The sequence below is a fragment of the Acidimicrobiia bacterium genome (assembly GCA_016650365.1).
GTDB lineage: Bacteria > Actinomycetota > Acidimicrobiia > Spongiisociales > JAENVV01 > JAENVV01.
The window spans coordinates 1-1350 of the sequence record JAENVV010000309.1 but is presented as its reverse complement, the minus strand read 5'-3'; the positions used below and the strand labels follow the sequence as shown (position 1 = coordinate 1350).

At 61.8% G+C, this 1350-nt stretch carries 2 protein-coding genes; both read left to right on the top strand.

Features of this window, described 5'->3' with window-relative positions:
* Positions 1-75 precede the first annotated feature (75 nt).
* A complete protein-coding gene (locus JJE47_16955; GenBank protein MBK5269113.1) occupies positions 76-531 on the top strand; it encodes a hypothetical protein in 456 nt (151 codons plus the stop codon).
* A 52-nt stretch (positions 532-583) separates the two neighbouring features.
* Positions 584-1350: TIGR03557 family F420-dependent LLM class oxidoreductase (locus tag JJE47_16950; protein ID MBK5269112.1), on the top strand; the 767-nt coding region annotated here is incomplete at its 3' end.

Genomic DNA, 1350 nt, shown 5'->3' with positions numbered 1-1350 from the left:
GTGCCCTTCGGCGAGTACATTCCCGCCCGCCCCCTCTTCGAATGGATCCCGGCCCTCAATCAGGTGCCAAGGGACATGATCAGGGGCGACGGCCCGGTCGTTTTCGATCTATCGGTCGGTCGGGTCGGGTCGGTGATCTCATTCGAGGCCACCTTTGCCCGCTACGGCCGTGAGGAGGCCGGGATCGGGGCTCAACTCCTGGTGGTTGCAACCAATGAAGGCAGCTACGAGTTCACGCCGGTCTCGGACCAGTTCATCGGCATGACCCGCATGCGGGCGGCCGAGCTTGGTCTAGACGTGGCCCACTCCGCGGTAACCGGAAAGTCGACATTTATCACGGCGGGTGGGGTTGTCGGCGAAGGGGCCGGCTTCTTGGAAGAGAAGGTCATAACCGCGGAGCTGACTCTTGCGGACGGAACCAAGACCCTTTACACCGATTGGGGTGACTGGGTCCAGGGCCTTGCAGTCGGAATGCTGCTGCTCCTGGCTACTCGACGTGTCGTCGGGTCGGATTCTGGCCGTCGGGTCTGATTCGGGCCATCGGGCTGTCTGATTCGGGCCCGTTCTCCCATATGATCGGATGATGCCCAAATTTGCCTGGCTGGCGTCCCACGAGTCATACCAACCTGAAGTCCTGATCGATCAAGCCGTCCTCGCCGAAAAAGCCGGGTTCGACATGGTCACCGCTTCCGACCATTTCCACCCATGGGTTGATGACAATTCGGCTGCCGGATTTGTCTGGACCTGGCTAGGAGCGGCGGCCGCCAGGACCGAGAGTGTTCTCTTTGCCACCTCAGTCACATGTCCCCTGTTCCATTACCACCCGGCTCTGATCGCCCAAGCCGCGGCCACCGTCGATCGACTCTCCGAGGGGCGATTCGTGCTCGGGGTCGGCACCGGGGAGAACATCAACGAAGGCCCTCTCGGGTACGAGTTCCCGGGATATGGCGAGCGGATCCGGCGGATGCGGGAAGCACTCGAGATCATTCACAGACTCTTTGCGGGTGAAAAGCTTGATTTCGATGGGAGCTATTACCAGTGCCGGACAGCCAAGCTGTACAGCCCGCCCCTTCACGACGTGCCGATCTGGATGGCGGCAGGTGGAGAACAATCTGCCGCTTTTGCCGGAAAATACACCGAGGGTCTGATCGTTTCGGTGAAGGAGCCCGACGAGGCCATCGAGTCGATCATCAAACCGTTCCAAGGATCCCGCCAGGCACCTGGATCGGTCTTGGCCCCTGGAGCGGTGATGGCGACCCGCTGGGTGGTCCTGGCCGGATCGGACAACGAGGCCTGGGAAGCTCTCGGGTCTATGCGTGGTTTGCGAGCCCCGGGGCGTCTGGAGGTGGT

Coding starts and splice junctions, on each gene's coding strand:
- JJE47_16955 (MBK5269113.1), top strand. CDS start 76: ATGATCAGGGGCGACGGCCCGGTCGTTTTCGATCTATCGGTCGGTCGG.